The organism is Salinicoccus jeotgali (assembly GCF_039538805.1).
GTDB classification, from domain to species: Bacteria; Bacillota; Bacilli; order Staphylococcales; family Salinicoccaceae; genus Salinicoccus; species Salinicoccus jeotgali.
Genome location: NZ_BAABCK010000004.1, coordinates 23,641 through 41,138 on the forward strand (window position 1 = coordinate 23,641; position 17,498 = coordinate 41,138).

At 43.4% G+C, this 17,498-nt stretch carries 17 protein-coding genes and 1 riboswitch; of the genes, 5 read left to right on the top strand and 12 right to left on the bottom strand.

What is annotated here, in order from left to right; translation table 11 throughout:
- Positions 1 to 136 precede the first annotated feature (136 nt).
- The gene (gene brnQ / locus ABD734_RS00755) at positions 137 to 1,483 is read left to right on the top strand and encodes a branched-chain amino acid transport system II carrier protein (protein ID WP_344700709.1); all 1,347 of its coding nucleotides are present in this window, start codon (positions 137 to 139) and stop codon (positions 1,481 to 1,483) included.
- Between the two features lie 40 nt (positions 1,484 to 1,523).
- On the opposite strand, the gene thiE is transcribed toward brnQ, so the two are convergent.
- The 8 genes from thiE to ABD734_RS00795 all read right to left on the bottom strand — a co-directional run bounded on the left by thiE (position 1,524) and on the right by ABD734_RS00795 (position 9,180).
- Positions 1,524 to 2,144: a thiamine phosphate synthase gene (gene thiE, locus ABD734_RS00760; protein WP_344700710.1), complete on the bottom strand. Its 621-nt coding sequence runs from the start codon at positions 2,142 to 2,144 to the stop codon at positions 1,524 to 1,526.
- A complete protein-coding gene (thiM, locus tag ABD734_RS00765; protein ID WP_344700711.1) occupies positions 2,141 to 2,926 on the bottom strand; it encodes a hydroxyethylthiazole kinase in 786 nt (261 codons plus the stop codon). The genes thiE and thiM overlap by 4 nt, the downstream gene beginning before the upstream one ends.
- Before the next feature lie 3 nt (positions 2,927 to 2,929).
- Positions 2,930 to 3,724, bottom strand: a complete 795-nt coding sequence (gene thiD, locus ABD734_RS00770) for a bifunctional hydroxymethylpyrimidine kinase/phosphomethylpyrimidine kinase (protein WP_344700712.1) — start codon at positions 3,722 to 3,724, stop codon at positions 2,930 to 2,932.
- A complete protein-coding gene (gene tenA / locus ABD734_RS00775) occupies positions 3,717 to 4,403 on the bottom strand; it encodes a thiaminase II (protein WP_344700713.1) in 687 nt (228 codons plus the stop codon). Before tenA ends, thiD begins: the two co-directional genes overlap by 8 nt.
- 70 nt (positions 4,404 to 4,473) lie before the next feature.
- Positions 4,474 to 4,573, bottom strand: a riboswitch (TPP riboswitch).
- A gap of 178 nt (positions 4,574 to 4,751) precedes the next feature.
- Positions 4,752 to 5,699, bottom strand: a complete 948-nt coding sequence (locus tag ABD734_RS00780) for a metal ABC transporter solute-binding protein, Zn/Mn family (protein ID WP_344700714.1) — start codon at positions 5,697 to 5,699, stop codon at positions 4,752 to 4,754.
- A gap of 37 nt (positions 5,700 to 5,736) precedes the next feature.
- Positions 5,737 to 6,582 carry a metal ABC transporter permease gene (locus tag ABD734_RS00785; protein WP_344700715.1) on the bottom strand — a complete coding sequence of 282 codons (846 nt, stop codon included), beginning with the start codon at positions 6,580 to 6,582 and terminating at the stop codon, positions 5,737 to 5,739.
- Positions 6,579 to 7,325 carry a metal ABC transporter ATP-binding protein gene (locus tag ABD734_RS00790; protein ID WP_344700716.1) on the bottom strand — a complete coding sequence of 249 codons (747 nt, stop codon included), beginning with the start codon at positions 7,323 to 7,325 and terminating at the stop codon, positions 6,579 to 6,581. Before ABD734_RS00790 ends, ABD734_RS00785 begins: the two co-directional genes overlap by 4 nt.
- A 202-nt stretch (positions 7,326 to 7,527) precedes the next feature.
- A complete protein-coding gene (locus ABD734_RS00795; RefSeq protein WP_344700717.1) occupies positions 7,528 to 9,180 on the bottom strand; it encodes a YhgE/Pip domain-containing protein in 1,653 nt (550 codons plus the stop codon).
- 149 nt (positions 9,181 to 9,329) lie between these two features.
- On the opposite strand from ABD734_RS00795, the gene ABD734_RS00800 reads away from it, so the two are divergent.
- Together ABD734_RS00800 and ABD734_RS00805 are read left to right on the top strand one after the other, a co-directional pair.
- Positions 9,330 to 9,920 carry a TetR/AcrR family transcriptional regulator gene (locus ABD734_RS00800; RefSeq protein WP_344700718.1) on the top strand — a complete coding sequence of 197 codons (591 nt, stop codon included), beginning with the start codon at positions 9,330 to 9,332 and terminating at the stop codon, positions 9,918 to 9,920.
- A gap of 92 nt (positions 9,921 to 10,012) precedes the next feature.
- Complete coding sequence (locus ABD734_RS00805; protein ID WP_344700719.1) at positions 10,013 to 11,431, top strand: polysaccharide deacetylase family protein; 1,419 nt, start codon at positions 10,013 to 10,015, stop codon at positions 11,429 to 11,431.
- A 78-nt stretch (positions 11,432 to 11,509) separates the two neighbouring features.
- On the opposite strand, the gene ABD734_RS00810 is transcribed toward ABD734_RS00805, so the two are convergent.
- The 4 genes from ABD734_RS00810 to ABD734_RS00825 all read right to left on the bottom strand — a co-directional run bounded on the left by ABD734_RS00810 (position 11,510) and on the right by ABD734_RS00825 (position 16,000).
- Positions 11,510 to 12,169, bottom strand: coding sequence for a metal-dependent transcriptional regulator (locus tag ABD734_RS00810; protein WP_344700720.1), 660 nt, complete (start codon positions 12,167 to 12,169; stop codon positions 11,510 to 11,512).
- Positions 12,170 to 12,370: 201 nt separating this feature from the next.
- Positions 12,371 to 13,081, bottom strand: coding sequence for an aggregation-promoting factor C-terminal-like domain-containing protein (locus tag ABD734_RS00815; RefSeq protein WP_344700721.1), 711 nt, complete (start codon positions 13,079 to 13,081; stop codon positions 12,371 to 12,373).
- A gap of 384 nt (positions 13,082 to 13,465) precedes the next feature.
- Positions 13,466 to 15,217, bottom strand: coding sequence for a GMC family oxidoreductase (locus tag ABD734_RS00820; protein ID WP_344700722.1), 1,752 nt, complete (start codon positions 15,215 to 15,217; stop codon positions 13,466 to 13,468).
- Positions 15,218 to 16,000 carry a gluconate 2-dehydrogenase subunit 3 family protein gene (locus ABD734_RS00825; protein WP_344700723.1) on the bottom strand — a complete coding sequence of 261 codons (783 nt, stop codon included), beginning with the start codon at positions 15,998 to 16,000 and terminating at the stop codon, positions 15,218 to 15,220.
- 288 nt (positions 16,001 to 16,288) lie between these two features.
- On the opposite strand from ABD734_RS00825, the gene ABD734_RS00830 reads away from it, so the two are divergent.
- Both ABD734_RS00830 and ABD734_RS00835 read left to right on the top strand, forming a co-directional pair.
- Positions 16,289 to 16,600 (top strand): rhodanese-like domain-containing protein, encoded by a 312-nt coding sequence (locus tag ABD734_RS00830; protein WP_344700724.1) that lies wholly within the window; start codon positions 16,289 to 16,291, stop codon positions 16,598 to 16,600.
- A gap of 178 nt (positions 16,601 to 16,778) precedes the next feature.
- Positions 16,779 to 17,450, top strand: coding sequence for an RluA family pseudouridine synthase (locus ABD734_RS00835; protein WP_344700725.1), 672 nt, complete (start codon positions 16,779 to 16,781; stop codon positions 17,448 to 17,450).
- Positions 17,451 to 17,498: the final 48 nt, after the last annotated feature.

Sequence of the window (17,498 nt, forward strand, 5' to 3'; positions counted from 1 at the left end):
CGGAATAGCATGGTAGAGTCGCTATCGTATCGTCCCTGAGCAGGGGCGTTTTTTAACGGGGAATGATTCGATTCCAAATAATTGGCAGCAATCCAAAAATCCTCTAGGAATCAAATTGAATCAAGGAGCTATAATAATGAAAAGATCTAATATAATATTTGCGGGATTTATGCTTTTTTCCTTATTTTTCGGTGCGGGTAACCTTATCTTCCCACCGCTTCTTGGAATGGAAGCAGGTGACGGCTTCGGCCCTGCAATAATTGGCTTTCTGATTACTGGCGTACTGCTTCCTATCATGGCGATCGTAGCAGTGGCTTTGTCCGAGGATGGCCTGGTGTCCATGGGGCAACGGGTGCATCCTGTATTTGGTGTGGCTTTTGCAGTCATCATCTATATGTCCATCGGGGCGTTTTATGGCATACCGCGTGCATCCAGTGTTGCCTATGAACTTGGGTTCAAACAGATCTTTAATGTGGAAAGCAGCCTTGTACTTGCGATTTTTTCCATCGTATTCTTTGGAATTACATACCTGATAAGCCTCAATCCTAAAAAGATAGTGGACCGCATCGGACAGTATCTTACGCCGCTTCTGTTGTTGGTATTGTCGGTGCTCGTCGTAAGGGCTTTCTTTACTTTTGAGAATCCCGGAGCCCCTGCTGCAGAAAAGTACACTGGTTCGCCATTGGTCACCGGAATATTGGAAGGCTATTTCACCATGGATGCGGTCGCAGCATTGGCATTCGGAATCGTGATCATCAATGCCCTGAAGGATAAGGGTGCAGAAACAAAAGGAGAATTGGTAAAAGGAACTTTCGGTGCAGTGCTGATAGCAGGACTGGGTCTGGTAGCCGTATACTTCTCGCTGGGTTGGATCGGGCGTGTCATACCAGGGGGAAGTGGGCTTGAAGACGGTGCAGAGATATTAACACATTCAGCGAATCTTCTATTCCCGGCGGCGGGCGGATTGCTCTTTGGCATCATTGTGCTCCTGGCATGTCTTACGACCTGTGTGGGACTGATCAGTGCCTGTTCAAGATTCTTCAACGAAATCTACCCTAATATTGCATATTCTACCTATGCGGGCATCTTCGTTCTAATTGGTTTGTTGGTATCGAATTTGGGGTTGGATCTGATTTTAGAGCTTGCGCTTCCCCTATTGGTATTCATCTATCCAATCGCGATTGTCCTGATAGTCCTCTCTTTAGTTGAGCGTGTAACGGGGGAAAGCAGGAAGATGTATCAGGCTGCGGTATTCGTGACTGCCGTCTATGCATTATATGAGGTGTTGATCAGCATCGGCATTGAATCAGAAACTGTTAGTCTCCTCCTTGGACAGACACCATTCTTCGAACAAGGTCTGGGCTGGATGGTTCCGGCCTTTATTGCGGGGGCAGCGGGCTATGGCATAGATAGATATAAAGGTAGGGCGGCCAATGGGAAGAAACGGAAGCCTGCAGTACAATTCAATGATGATATCAAATAGGTGAAGGTCCGCACGGACCTTCACCTATTATTTTTCAACATCATAGGAAGCGATGTACGGCATCCCTTATATCCGGTGCGTTTGCAATGGCGGAAATCACGCAGATGCCATCAGCTCCGTTTTCCAGGCAGGCCATGTAGTTGTCCGGGGTGATGCCACCTATTGCCACCATTGGCTTGTCGCCAATTAGGCGTCTCATATCAGCCAGACCTTTTGGCGTAATGGCCTTGCCGGCATCCGCCTTTGAGGGTGTGGCATAGACAGGCCCCGTGCCTATATAACTGACTTTTTTGAGATTGCTTGATGCCAATTCTTTTGCATTACCTACAGATAGACCGACGATCTTGTCGTTAAAATAGGGAGGGAGATCTTGGACCCTGATATCATCCTGACCGAGGTGTACCCCGTCGGCTTCAATCTGTTCGGCCAGTTCGTAGTCATCGTTAATGATGAAAGGCACTTCATAGCTATCGCATAATTTTTTTATTTCAGAAGCTGTCTCCACCAGTTCATCGCCTGTCAAGGATCTGCTGCCCTTTTCCCTGAGTTGGAACAGTGTGATGCCAGCATCCAAAGCTTTCTCAACCACGGCGGGGAGGTGCTCATCCGTATCGGAACTTCCACAGATAAAGTATAATTCAAGTGCGTTTTTATCCATCATCTGGTCGTTACATTCCGTTCTTTGAGCAAGTTGTCATCATTCAAATACAGCTCATCGATCAGCCTTGTGGCGAATGTACCTGGGGTTGGATGTTCTTGGGCCAAAGCCGCCTTCTCAGCGCACAGGTTATAATAGCTGACCGCATCGATGATGGACTGGTCATCAAACCGGTCTGAGGTTCCAAGGAATGCACAGATGATTGCACCAAGAAGGCATCCTGAGCCTGTCACTCTCCCCTGTAGGGCATGGCCGTTACCCATTATCGAAAGTCCGCTGTCAGTCATAAGGGCGTCTTGCTCACCTGTAACAAGTACAGGGGTCCTGTACCGATCATAGGCCTTGCCTGCAATTTCTTCGGCAGGAGTCTCTTCTTTAGAGTCGACCCCCTTCATATTGCTTTCAGCTCCTGATAGTGCATGCATCTCTCCGGGATTCCCCTTTATGAGTGAAACTTTATGGCGTGACAATAATTGTTCTGTAATCTCGACTCTGAAGCGTGAAGCACCAAATCCGACTGGATCAAATACAATCGGCACATCATTCCTGTTTGCTTCCTTCATCATCTCATCCATGACCTGTAGTTTGGATTGATCTGCAGTACCGATGTTGATGAGGAGTGCAGAAGCGGATTTCATCAGATCTGAAGCTTCTGCGACTTCCCCGCCTACAAGTGGCGAAGCGCCAATCGCAAGGAGCCCATTAGCCGTGAAGTTTTTGACGACATCATTTGTGATGCAGACAACAAGCGGGTTCATCTCTCTGAGTCTATTTACATTATCCATGAATTACTCTCCTTTATAGCTGAAATGGCTGACCGGTCCATTACCTTTTCCGATATTTGGGTTATGTCTGATTGCCGAAGTGATATAGCGCTTAGCGGTACGGAAACTTTCTTCGATTGATTTCCCCTTGGCCACCTCTGCTGTCATCACTGCTGAAAATGTGCATCCTGTGCCATGTGTGTTGGTTGTATCGATACGCGTTTCACTGAGTTCTATTGCGTTGTCTGCAGTAAATAAATAGTCTGTGGGGCCTGAATCCAGATGTCCGCCTGTTATTACAACGCTCTGCACCCCGATGTCATTCAGGAAAATATCGGCAGCTTTCTTGATATCCCCCTCACTACTGATTTGTTGGCCACTGATCTTCTCTGCTTCATGTATGTTTGGTGTAACGGTCAAAGCAAGGGGTAAAAGCTGTGTTCTGAGAAATTCAGCAGCATCTCCATCTATGAGTGGATCACCGCTTGTGGCAATCATGACCGGATCGATGATATAGGGGACTTGGTGGCGTTCAACACACTCTTTTATGACTGCCATCATCTCTTCGTTGGCAATCATGCCGCTTTTCATGGCGTCTGGTACTTCGTCGGAAAAGATGCTGTCCAATTGCTCCTGTAGAAACTGTCCCGGGATATTATGGACATCTTGGACGCCTATGGTATTTTGTGCGGTCAGGGCGGTGATTGCAGCCATTCCAAACACCTCTTGTGAATGGAAGGTTTTGATATCAGCCAAAACACCAGCGCCGCCAGTCGGATCGGTCCCTGCAACAGTCAACGCAATGGGCATTCTAGACATTCATATCCACCCCCGCCCAGTGTTCTCTTGTCATCGCCATATTGAAGAACCGCCTTTCATGCTCTGCACTCTCTCTGAAATTTTTGCGCAGCAGGCCTATTTCATCATCATTCATATTCTCCGCTTCTTTGTCGATGGCGTTGAACATCACATCAGCCGTCTCATCGATATTGCTACTGTAGAATTCGAACCATCCCCGGTATTGGTGGTTTTCCTGGAATACGTTTTGCGCCATCGCCTTTTCCGCCAACTTTTGATAGATGTAGGGGCACGGTGCCATGGCACTTAATGTGAATGCGATATTTTCCTTAGCATAGGCGTTATAGTACATATGTTTAATATAATGATCGGCAGAAGGATACCATTCTCCATCCTTTATGATTTCTGCATATGGCTTTCCTACAGCTCTTGCCAAAACTTCATGTGCCTCGACCTCTCCCCCAAGTATGAAACGCATCTCTTCGAGAAGATATTCCATCATGTCCTTGGAAGTGGTCTTCGAGATCAGCATGGCATAAATATTTGCGAATTCTTCAAGATATAATGCATCTGCCTGAAGATAGTGGATGAGTGAAGCGTGATCAATATCTTCATTTATGAGCCCCTGGATGAAATCATCCCCGTATATTTCGTCAATAAACTGCTCTGCATCCTGCTTCAATTGTGTACTTAACATCATAATCCTCCTATTTAGAATGATAAAAACCCATTTCCAGCGTAGGAAATGGGTTTAGTATGAAGACAGGATATGTCCGACCATCCCACATTCCTTACGCTGGCATTATCCAGATCAAGTCAAAGGGATCGGTCTGTGACCGTCTCAGCTAAAAAGCACCCCTAGTGGTGTTGCGTATTCAGTTGATTATCATGTTAGCCGACTCATTCCTCAAAGTCAAATATGGATATGAGTCATCAGACTGTCAATGTGTTTCAATGATTTCCCGGGAAATTTGACGACATCAATGATAGATAGAACATCGAGGGTCATCAACCATTAAAAAAAGATATGGCCACACGGCCATATCTTTTACTCGGCGCTCAACTCGTCATGGATCAGATTGATGTTGTAATTCAGATACTTGATATAGGTGTCCACTTCTTCTCCCGGTTTTCCAATTTCATCGGAATAGATGGGTTTTTTGGAAAAAGGAACGCCCGTCTGATCGGAGACGGTCTCCATCGGACGCGGATCGACGTTCGATTCGATGAAGAGTACAGGCACGTCATTTTCTTCAATGAATGAAACAAGTGAATTTATCTGGTTGGGTGAACCGGTATCTTCAGTATCAATTGCCCATATATACCCTTCCTTCAAACCGTAATCACTGGCAAGATATTGGAAGGCGCGTTCACTTGTAACAAGTACCCGACCTTCTTTCGGAATGTCATCTATCTTCTGTTGGTACTCCCCTTCTACATCTTTCAATCGTTTAAGATATTCGTCAGCCCGCTTCTCGTAGTTTTCTTTTCTTTCCGGGTCTTTTTCAATGAAAGCGTCACGCATATCCTCTGCCATCTTTATCCCCACTTTAGGACTGATGAAAGCATGCGGGTTGATTTCTTCTGCTTGGGTCTCTTCATCAGTGATGTACATCGGTTCGATGCGGTCTGATAGGGAGTAGACATCGTCTAGGTCCTGATTGACGGAATCGATCATTTTAAAGAACCAACCATTTCCACCACCCTCAAGGTTCAAGCCATTATAGAAAAGAATATCCGCGTCAGTGGCCTTTTTCATGTCTTTAGGAAGTGGTTCGTATTCATGGGGATCCGTGCCGGTCGGTACGAGGTTATGAATGTCGACATCCTCGCCTCCAATCTCACGGGCGAGATCCTCTAGAATCGTAAAGGATGTGACCACTTTCAATTTATCATCCTCATTCGCTTCACCCGCAGCACTGCTTTCATTTGAACAAGCATTCAACACTAGTACGACCATCAACAGGCCGATCAGATAAGTAATCTTATTCTTCATGTTTAATCTCTCCTAAAAATTTATAATGGCTCATCAATTATGATTTTTTCATCTTGCGAAGCTTTGGCCACAGTACGCCTTGCCTTGGAGAAAAAATCAGCACCAATACAAAGAGGATGGCAGAAGCAATCGCTATGATAGGGCCGGACGGCAGATCATGCATGTAGCTGTAATAGATGCCGACCACTGCAGCGCTGGCTCCAAAAATTGAAGATAATACGATCATGATGGATAGGCGGTTCGTCAGCAGATAGGCGGTCGAGGCCGGCGTAATCAGCAGGGAGACTACCAGTATCACCCCGACTGTCTGCAGGGAGGCGACTGCAACAAGTGTCAGCAGTACCATCAGACCATAGTGGATGAAACGGGTGTTCAAGCCATAAACCCGTGCCATCGTCTCATCGAATGTTGCAATGAGAAGTTCTTTATAGAAGACCACGATAATGATGATGACCAGAAGGCTGACCCCTGCAGTGATCCACATATCAGAAGTCCTGACGTGGAGGACGTTACCGAACAGTATCTGCGTCAAATCTGTTGCACTCTGCGCTTTTGTAATCAGTATGATCCCTAGAGCCAAAGCAGTTGAGAACACTATTCCGATTGAAGCGTCTGTCTTGATTCTACTGTTTTGGCTGATGCCACCTATACCCACAGCAGCGATCACTCCTGCTACTACAGCACCATAGAAATACGAAATACCCAACATGTAAGAAATGGCGATGCCAGGCAGTACTGCATGCGAAATGGCATCCCCCATCAACGACATTCCGCGCAGTACGATGAAACTGCCGATTACACCGGATATGATGCCGACCATTATTGAAGTGATCAAGGCTTTCTGGAGGTAATCATAGAACAATAGGTCATTCAAAAAACTCATGATAGTTTACCTCCCATGTTCTCTAAAACAGCTAATGGCGCATTAAAAGTTTTCTCCATCAGATCTGGGGTGAACACTTCAGCAACCGGCCCTGCAGCAACCAGACCGCCATTCACTAAGATCAAGTCATCAAAATAATCTTCTACTTTGGTCAGGTCATGGTGGATGACGAATAGCGTTTTTCCCTGATCCCTCAATTCCTTCAGAATTTTGATGATGACTTCCTCACTGTGGATGTCGATTCCAACAAATGGTTCATCCATGAATAAGATATCGGCATTTTGAGAGAGACTTCTCGCTACGAACACCCTTTGCTGCTGTCCACCTGAAAGTTCACCTATCTGTTTATCGGCGAATTCTTCCATTCCGACTTTTTTTAATGCTTCCATGGCTATTTTCTTTTCTTTCTCTTTAGGGCGGCTGAATAGGCCCAATTTAGGATAGGTGCCTTGTATCACCGTGTCTTTGACCAGGATGGGGAAATTCCAATCTATATGTGATCTTTGAGGAATATAGGCGATATTCTTACGGATTTTATCGATGGATTTTCCAAATATCTGTACTTCCCCCGAATCTTTTGGCACCAGATCAAGGACTGATTTTACAAATGTTGATTTTCCGGAACCGTTCGGTCCGATAATGCCGATCAGTTTGCCCGAATCCACTGAAACATCAAAGTTTTTTATGGCAATTTTATTAGAATATGAAACGGTTAAATCTTTAACGTCGAGTGACTGCTCCAAAACGTGATCCCCCTATTACTATACATCCCTCTGGGATAGTGAATATTAGGGATCCCTAAGTTAGGGCTCCCTAAACTTAATTCACTATAACAAAAGTAATTGGTTTTTACAAATAAAATTACTAAAGATATGCAAATTTACAGTCATTTAAGTAAATTACATCAAAAAGGGGCCTACTTTGTTTAGTAGGCCCCTGCTAGAATCAACTTTCAAATTTGCTTAGTTTATTGACTTTTTCTTCATACTTCGGCATTTTATTCTTCAATAGCAGCACTAATGATATGAGGATGAAAGCTGCCAGTATCGTCACGAGCAATACATAGATCACCGTACTGAAATTATAATCGAATCCTTGATTGAACACTGCATCCCTGAAACCGGTTACTACAAAGGCCATCGGCACCACTTGATAGAGTCCTTGGTAGAAATCGCTTGAGGTCTCGATCGGGAAAGTACCGGCACTTGATGATAATTGAATGATGAGCAGTACAATGCCTAAAAACTTCCCGAAATTCCCAAAAATCATGACAAGCAGTCCAATCATTGCAATGGAGGCAGTCGACCACACTAGCATGGCCAAGAAAAATTTCCCGTGACTGGCGATTTCAATCTGCATAATCCAGACAATTACAATATATAACAGTGTCGACATCAATAAGGCATGGCTAAGGAACAGTGAGATTCTGCTCACCCACTGGCGTAGTACAGATTGTCTGTCTTCAAAAATCTTATTCATCGGATAGACGACATTGAAGGTGATGCTGCCGATGAACAAGCTTACTGCAATGATGAGCGGCGCAAAGCTCTGGGCATAATTCTGAGTATCTACAATACTTTCAATATCCAGATTGACGGGTGTGGCAATGGCTTTTGCACCATCTTCTGTAAATGCAATATCGTTTTCGTCCAACTGGGATAAAACTTCGTTGAACCTTGTATCAATTTCATCGAGTGCACCAGCAAGTTCTCCCGAACCTTCTACCAAATTCCCTGTGCCAGACTCAAGCTGTGATAAACCGGAATTCAATTCGCTAGCTCCTTGAGCCAACTGGGAACTGCCCGCTTCAATTTGCCCTGCACCGTCTTCCAGTTCTCTTTGTGCACCCAGGACCGCCTGGGCATTGTTGCCGAGAATTGGTGAAAATTGTTCCAATTGTCCTGTGAACTGCGTTTCACCATCATGAAGTGCTTTTGACGACTGACTGAGCTGAGCGGCCCCCTCATTAACCTCAGCAGAGCCCTGATTCAATTGGGCAGTGCTTTCTTCAGCTTCGATCAATCCATCATTGAGATCATGGGCGCCATTTTTTAAATCAGCCAATGCCTGCTTGGCTTCATCACTTTGTTCCGAGAGGTCATTCAGTTGGCCGATGAGTGTAGATGTATAAGTTTCAGTGACGCTCGTTTTTACAGTATCCGTCAGCATGGAACCTGCCTGTTCAGACATTATCGAGCCGATGAAATTATGCCCTGGGTTCGTTTTCAACACCATATCTACTGGTTTCGGATCATCACTCAAAAAAGTCATTGCATTGTCGGAGGCATCTTCAGGAATCCGCAGATAACCGTACGAATCCCCTTTTTGCAGCGCTTTTTTGGCCTCATTCAAGTCGGTGAACTGCCAATCAAGCTGATCATTCCGCTTAAGTTCCTCTTCTATTTCTGCGCCTAGATCAATATCTTCGTTACCCTTATCTTCGTTCACGACATGGAAAGCCATATCATCAGTACGATCATAGGGATTCCACATGGCACCGAGAAAGATGGATGCATATATGACTGGTAATAAAGAAATGACGAGAAGGGAAGTTAGAAGCATTGGTTTTTTGAAGATAAATTTAAAATCTTGGAACATTGAATCACCTTTCCATTATTTGTGCTAAAATATAATTAATGAACACTGTGTACAATAAAATATTATATGTCGTTTTACTTATTGTTCAATGGTTAATATAATCCATTGTGTAGGATAACCAACATAATACTAAGAAAGGTTGAGTATTTTTGAAGAAAGATCTAAGGGTACAGAAAACATTACAAAGCATAGATGATGCAATCATCAAGCTATTGAAAGAGAAGTCATTTGAAAATATTACGATAAAAGATATAAGTGATGAAGCGATGATCAACAGAGGAACTTTCTATAGCCATTACAGCGACAAATATGAGTTGATCGAGAGTTTTCAAGTCGCGCTTGTTTCTGACATCGAGGCATTGTTGTACGGTAACATTGTGGGTGAAAGCTACAGTGAAATTGCAGAAAGCCAGATTAAAGAGACTATCCTGAAAGTTTTTGAGTACCTTAAGGAAAACCGAATACGCGTGTTGACGGTAGCCAACAGTGTGGGTACCACAGAGTTTGCAAAGTATTTTTCCCGTCATATGTATGATTTCTATAAAGTGAAGAGTGAGGAGTTCGGTGTGGATTTGAACTCGGAAGGGTTTACGGATTACTTGATAACATATGTGACGAATGCACATATGGGCATATTTTTGAAATGGCTCAAAAATGACTGTCAGGAATCAACCGAAGAGATGGCGGGTCTAATTGAAACATTCACCATAAATGGCGTGTTTAAGGCAGTTGATATATGAACCGCTGCTGATAAGCTGAATAAGGGTTTGTCCGAGCAATAGCAAGATAAATATGTAAACCCAGACTGAAGAGTGGGCGGAAGGTGACTGAATTGAAGAAACTACTGTATCTATTTACCATTATCATTATATTGGCGGCATGCCAATCCCCCGAAAAGGCAGAGCAGAATACAAGTTCTGTAAAAGGCTCCCAAGGCGAAGAAAACAATCCGGAAGAGACAGAACAAAAAGAATCTAAGTCTATCGAAGAATCGAATTATCCAGGGATAGATATCATTACTGAAATTGAAGACACTGAAACATTGAATGCCAGCACGCAATATCCTGAAACCGCTGTTGATTCCATTGATGGTGCAATCAAGCAATATATTGAGGCTGAGAGGGGCTATTTCAATAAGCAACTTGAAGATTTTGAAGCGCCGCCTTCAGGCCAAGAGGCAATTTTCAACCTCAGCTATGAGACCGAGCGCGTAAATGACAACCTTTATACATTCGACTTTACTACGTATATGTTTACATATGGGGCCAATGGCGAGACGAGAAAGAATATAATAATGGCTGATGTAAAAGAAGGAGAAGTGATAGAAGGTCAGGAAATATTCGATGATACTGCAGAAAATAGGGGATTACTCTATGATTATATTCTTGAATATGCAGAAGAAGATGAAGACTTGAGCCGCTATCTATTTGAAGATGAATTGAAGGAATGGATTGAAGCACCGGATAATGACTTTAATAATGTTTATATAACCAATGTTGGATTGAGTCTGTCATTCAATCAATATGAAATAGCAGCGGGTGCTGCAGGGAGCATTGAGGTTGAGATACCTTCCGATAAAGCACGCAATCTTGTAAAAGAAGAATACACTCAATTCCTGACTGTGTCTGACGAGGAGGATGACACAGAGAAGGAAGAGGATGCAGAAGCGAAAGTATATACTGAACGATCCATTGATAAACAAGCAAAGAAAGTGGCACTTACTTTTGACGATGGCCCCCATCCAGAGCATACTTTGAATATATTGAACACACTTGACCAGTATGATGCAAAAGCAACATTCTTTATGCAAGGTAAAAGGATAGAGTATTACATGGATGTTGCGAAAGAGGTAGCGGAGAGAGGTCATGAGATCGGCAACCATTCGATGAACCATCCAGATTTCACCACACTTTCCTTTGAACAGATCGATATTGAAGTATCCCGGACCAATCAATTGATAATGCAGGCGACAGGGTTGAAGCCTACGGTCTTTAGACCACCGTATGGAAGTACGAATGAGGAAATCAATAATTTCATCGACATGGAGCCAGTGCTTTGGACGATAGACACGGAAGACTGGAAAAATAAGGACCCTAATATAATTGAGAAGAGAATAAGGGTTAACATGCATGATGACGCTATTATTTTGATGCATGATATTCATGGAACAACGGCTCAAGCACTGCCTGATATTTTGGAATATTTGTCTTCTGAAGGATATGAATTTGTAACTGTTTCAGAATTGGACTAATAAATTACCCCGCCGATATCATAAATTGATATCGGCGGGGTTTTAATCTATCTATTATTCATTAATGGAAAAGAATGATCAGCTATCAGATTGTTCTACGAATAGATACTGCGAAGCGGAACTGCTTAGCTCTATATCAATCCCTTGGGTTAGATTCTTGACCAACAGTGAATCATTGGCTAAGTCACGGCTGATGACTGTCAACTTATCTCCGACATTCAGCTTTTTATTTTTAAAATAGGATACGAGATCACTTTCATTGACTATTCTGGAAATAAACAATGTTTCTTCATCCCCAGCTTCTGACAGACGGTAGATATGATGTTCCTGATTGTCTATCAAATTCAATGGAATGGCACCTCCATGAGGGCAATATTCAGGGTGTCCAAGGTACCTCTCCAGACGATCAGCTAGAATATTGCTGGTGGCATGCTCCAAAACTTCAGCTTCATCATGGACTTCATCAATTTCAAACCCCAGATTATCGACAAGAAACACTTCCCATAGACGATGTTTATGGATAAGGTGTTTTGCACGCTCAGCCCCTTCGGGAGTCAATAGACTGCCTTTATAAGGAAAATATTCGGTCCACCCTATTTTTTCAAGACTGACCATCATTTCCGTGACTGTAGGCGGGGATGTACCCAAACGCTCTGCTATTTCCTTGTTAGACACTTTTGTCACCTGGCCACCCAAATCAAAAAGTGCTTTAATATAATCTTCTTTTTTAGGACTCATCTCGACTCTCCTTATATTCCGGGCTGGGAATAGGCATATTGGTATTTGTCTTATGACAACATCTGACCATTATTATAGTTTATAAATGGCGTGAGGACAAAGTTTATATGTACAGCGCAAGATTGGAACGTAAGAAAGAAAAAACCCTTACCACATGGAAATCATCCATACGATAAGGGTTGATATATGCTAGCTTACATCCTACCACCAGTTATTTTGCTGACGGAAAGCCATAGCTGCTTCTACAGAACCGTAACGCTCTTGAGCGTAGTTGATCATGCCTTTTGTCTGTGTTTCAACAGATCCAGTACCCCAGTGTTCTTTTGTTTGACCTAGGCCTCTGTAGCCGAGGTGATTGACTGCACTCGGGTTACCGCTTGATTCTGGCATAACGATATTACTCCACATTGCTTGCGTACCACCGGCAGCAAGGAATTGCTCTTTTACTGAACCGTTAGAAGATGCTTGTGGGCTTGGAGCAGATTGTTTTTGAGTCTGAACTGTTTCTTGGACAGGTTCAGGTGTAGAAGTTTCAACAGTTTCTGTTTGTTGAGGTGCTTGCTCTTGAGTATTGTTTTGAACTGTTTCCTGTGTATCGTAGGATTCAGTTACTTTTGGTGCAGGCTCTTGAGTCTGTGCTTTTGGCTGAGGTGCTACGCTTACGCTGTTATCGTAGTTGCCATAAGACCAAGTGTACTGTGTACCGTTGGACTCGAAGTTGTAGTCCACACCGTTAAGAGTGAAGTTATACTCATATGCGCCTTCATGGATTGGAGAGTTGTTCAATTCAGCAGCGCCGTTCTGAGCCATTGCCGCAAGTTCTTCTTTGTTGATGTCCTGAGCAGAAGCTTCTGCAGATTGGCCAGTAGCGAGTGAAGTGATTCCAAGTCCAAGTGCCATAGTAGTAGTCAATATTGTTTTCTTCATTAAATTTCATCCTCCAAAAAGGTATATATTAAACGTAGTCTTACCGTTGCGTTCATCAAGATTAAGGTGTTTATTTCTAAGACAATGAATAATATATCATGGATTAGAGGATAGTGGGTTACAGTCCAATAATAAGGAGATTACAATTTAGGGCTGTTAGTGTAATATTGACATCTTACTGTATTATTTCTGAATATTATCATGCGAAATATACGATATTGCCCTTTTTAATGGAATTTATAGCCGAAAATAGAAAAATTGGATGATAGTTGGTCTGAAATTAAAAATAATCCACATCATAGGGATGTGGATTATAACATGATCTGTATTCAGTTTGAGGGTGCCCTCTAAAGTTCAAGGCGTGGAGGGTTAGATATACTTGCGGCCTCTTGCAGTCGCAAGTTGTTCTCCTTCTTCCATATATTTTTCGATGCCTTCGGCTGCCCGATATGCCAATGCACCAATGGTAGGTGTCGGGTGGTGGCCGCCGAACTGCGGGAAGGCAGATCCGCCCACGACGAACAAGTTATCTACATCCCACATCTGAAGATAGTTATTTACTGCAGATGTTTCAGGGTCATCGCCCATGACGACACCGCCGGTATAGTGTCCACCGGAATATACATGGTCGAATTCATCTGGCACTTCCCCATCTTCAATGATGTCAGCACCCATTTCTTCCATGATTTCGTGACATTTTTCGATACCGAATTTACCGATGTTCCTTTCCTGATCGCCAAATTTGTAAGTAGCGCGTAAGAGAGGGTCACCGTACTCATCTTTATATGTTGGATCAAGATCGAGATAGTTATGCCAGTAGGACATGGTAATCGCTGTATACCATATTACCAATGAGCGGTAGGCATAATGGAGTGATTTGTCTTTGTACTCTTTTCCCCAGCTTGGTGTATCTCCCGGTACATGGCCACTGCTTGAAATAGCCCCGAACCCATATTGCCTCAATTCAATGGCACCGCCGCCGATGAAATCAAGGTCCGAGTGGTCGAAGTTATCTGCAGCATAATCGTTTACAGCAGCCCCGAGTGCCCCGGCCCCCATATAAAGGTTGAATTTCTCATTTTCGAAATAACCACGTGCGCCATGGAAAGCAGAGTTATACTGGCCATTGAAATTACGACCGATAGTCCCTTTTTTCGTCTCGGGGTCGTATTGTTCACCAATATCCGAGAGCATCAGCAGACGATTATTTGAAAATGCGAATGCTGCCAATACGACTACATCTGCAGGTTGTTCATATTCGTCACCAGTTGCTTCATCGACATACATGACGCCAGTCGCTTTCTTGGAATCATCATCGTACAGTACACGACGTACATTCGCGCGTGTCCTCAGTTCGAAGTTATCTTGTTTTGAAGCGGTTTTTACTACGGTTGCGATAGGATCTGATTTAGCCGAGAAATCACACCCAGCACGTGTACAGAATGAACAGTACATGCAGGCGTTGAGCTTTTCACCGTCTGGATTCTCATAATTTTGTGAGAGGTTGCCTGCTGCAATCTGGAAAGGATGTAAGCCGAGATTCTTTGCCGCATCCTTAAAAAGCTTCAGCGAAGGTGTTTCTTTTAGAGGTGGATTTGGCCATGGTTTTTTCCTCTCTGGTGCCATTGGGTCCTGCTCTCCTGAAATGCCGGCAGTATATTCCCACTTCTCGTAGTATTTCTCCATCTCATCATAAGTAATGCCCCAATCCTGAAGATTCATATCTTCAGGAATTTTATCTTCACCGTAACGGTCAATCGTCTGGCTCCGTATTTCGAATTCATATGGCCAATAGCGGTATGAGGCACCAGCCCAGTGTACACTAGCTCCGCCGACACCAGTTCCAAGCTGCATATCTTCCATCGTGCGTACCGGCAGAGCGGTTTCATCGATTTCATTTCTTGAAGTGATGGTGTCGCCAGAGAGTTCCTGCATGATTTGATAGCGGTTATCAAACCTCAGTTCATCTTTGACGCCAATATAATCTTCTCTGGTTTTGTCGGCACCTTTTTCCAGTGCTACGACCTTTTTCCCGGCTTTAGCCATCTCGGCGCTTACGATGCCTCCGGCCCATCCCATACCTACTACAACGACGTCCACCTTATCTAACTTTTCGGCCATCTATATGCCACCTCCCTGATATTGCCTCAATGCTTCCGGCTCCAATGATTGGAACTCTTTTGATTCTATTTCATTAATCCAACCCATACGGGGTCCAGGATATTCGATCATTTTCCATCCTTGCATATCCTTATTGCCACCATAGGCAGGATCAGAATAGACTCCTTCTATCGTCATATTTCTGAGCAAGTTAAAGAAGAATTCAGAAGTTACACCTTTAATGTCAACATCCCCTGCTTCGAAACTTTTCAGGATATCATCTTGTGCCGCTCCGTCAAGATCCGGGAACGCCTTATCATGTTTTTCATTGCTCACTTCATCCAGACGTCTCAAACCGAAAAGGAATATGTCCCCACGTATCAGTTTTGCCTGAAGTCCATGTGTGTCTGAAGCCATCGGTTTAAAAGGTCCCATTGTGTAATCTTGGCTGTTCTGCCCGTAGAATCCACTCATCTGTCGATCTATGAAGTAAGGCACGCCGAGCGCAATAGCCCCAGGGCCATTATCATCTTCAGGATAGATGCGTTCAGTAGCTGCAGCCAGCGTTTCGAAATCTTCACTTCGGCTGAAGAAGGTACGCGCAGCCATATTGCCGTCTTCGGCACCAGAATCTGATCCAGTTGTTTCATTGGAAGTTGCTGTTTCTTCATCATCAAGTAGATTGGTTTGATCCATGACGACACCACCGAGTAAAGAACCTCCAATGATTCCACCGGTAAATACCCCGGTAGTCTTCAAAAAGTCACGTCTTGAAAATTGCTTTTCATTATCATTGCCGCTCATTGTCATTCTCCTTCCATAAGGTTATTTAGACATAAATTGGACATATCCATACTCTAAGTCTAACTTTAAAATTGATGATGTCAATGAACATAATAAAGTAAAAAACAATATATTGATGGGCTATTAGGAAATGATTAAGTGTAGGGACACAGTTAATATAGATAGACTTATGTTAAGACAACTATGGTTCATAAAATTGAGTTGCCAGAGCAGTTTTTTAAAATGATGCCAGTTGTAAAAATAATACCGGGTAGGGTATAATGATATTTAATAGAAAGGGGGATACAGATGTTTTCAATCTTTAATCCAGTAAAATCTGTTTCCATAGAAGAGTTAGCTGAAGTATTGCAAAGGAATAGTAAGCTGCTCGATGTAAGAACTCCTGGGGAATACCGTTCCGGTCATATCAGAAAATCCATCAATCTGCCATTAAATAAAGTATCTGATTACAAAGATGACTCAAAACCAGTCTACATCATCTGCCAATCCGGCATGAGGAGTAAGAAAGCGACGAAAGTTCTCAGGAAAAAAGGTATAGAAGCAATAAATGTACGCGGGGGAATGAACCAGTGGCGGGGTAAGAAAGTGACTGGGAAATAAGAAGAAACTGGCATTGGCACATAAATTAATACTCGAGTGACTATAAAAGAGTGAATGATTCCACAATAGTCAGGATTGTAATTTGAGTAATGCGTGGTACATTGGAAAGTAATGGTTTACTCGGTGTAAAAGTATGTTTCGGCATCAATGGCCATATAAAAATAAAGGGAGTACGGATATGGATATTAAGGTTCTGTATGAAGATAATCATCTTCTTATTGTTGAAAAGCCAGTGAATCTATTGGTTCAAGGAGATGATTCGAAAGATGAAAATCTATTGGATATACTAAAAGAATACATTAAGGAAAAGTACAACAAGCCGGGGGATGTCTATCTGGGGCTTGTACACAGGCTTGATCGGCCTGTGGGAGGGGCGATTGTGTTTGCTAGGACTTCAAAAGCCGCTTCAAGATTATCCGAGGCATTAAGAACGCATCAGATCTACCGTAAATATGTTGCCGTAACGCGTGGACATTTGTCTGAAAATCATGGAAGATTGACTGATTATCTGCGGAAGGACCGCAGCAAAAATATTGTAAGTGTAGTCAAATCAGATAAAAAAGATGCTAAACAGGCAGTGATGGATTACAAAGTTCTAAAAAGCAATGAAGAAGGCAGCCTGATTGAAATCGAATTGAAGACAGGACGTTCCCACCAGATAAGGGTCCAGCTGGCCAATCAGGGGACCCCTCTTTATGGTGATCAGAAGTACGGCCGAAGTATAAATAAGCCGGGTCAGCAGATAGCACTTTGGGCCTCTAAACTGAGTGTGAAGCATCCTACTAAAGACGAAATGGTCGTTGTCGAATGCCCGCCACCGGAAACATATCCCTGGTCCTATTATATGTAAGTAATGAAGAAACCCAGTCCATATAAAACCCCTTCCTATGTCAAGAAA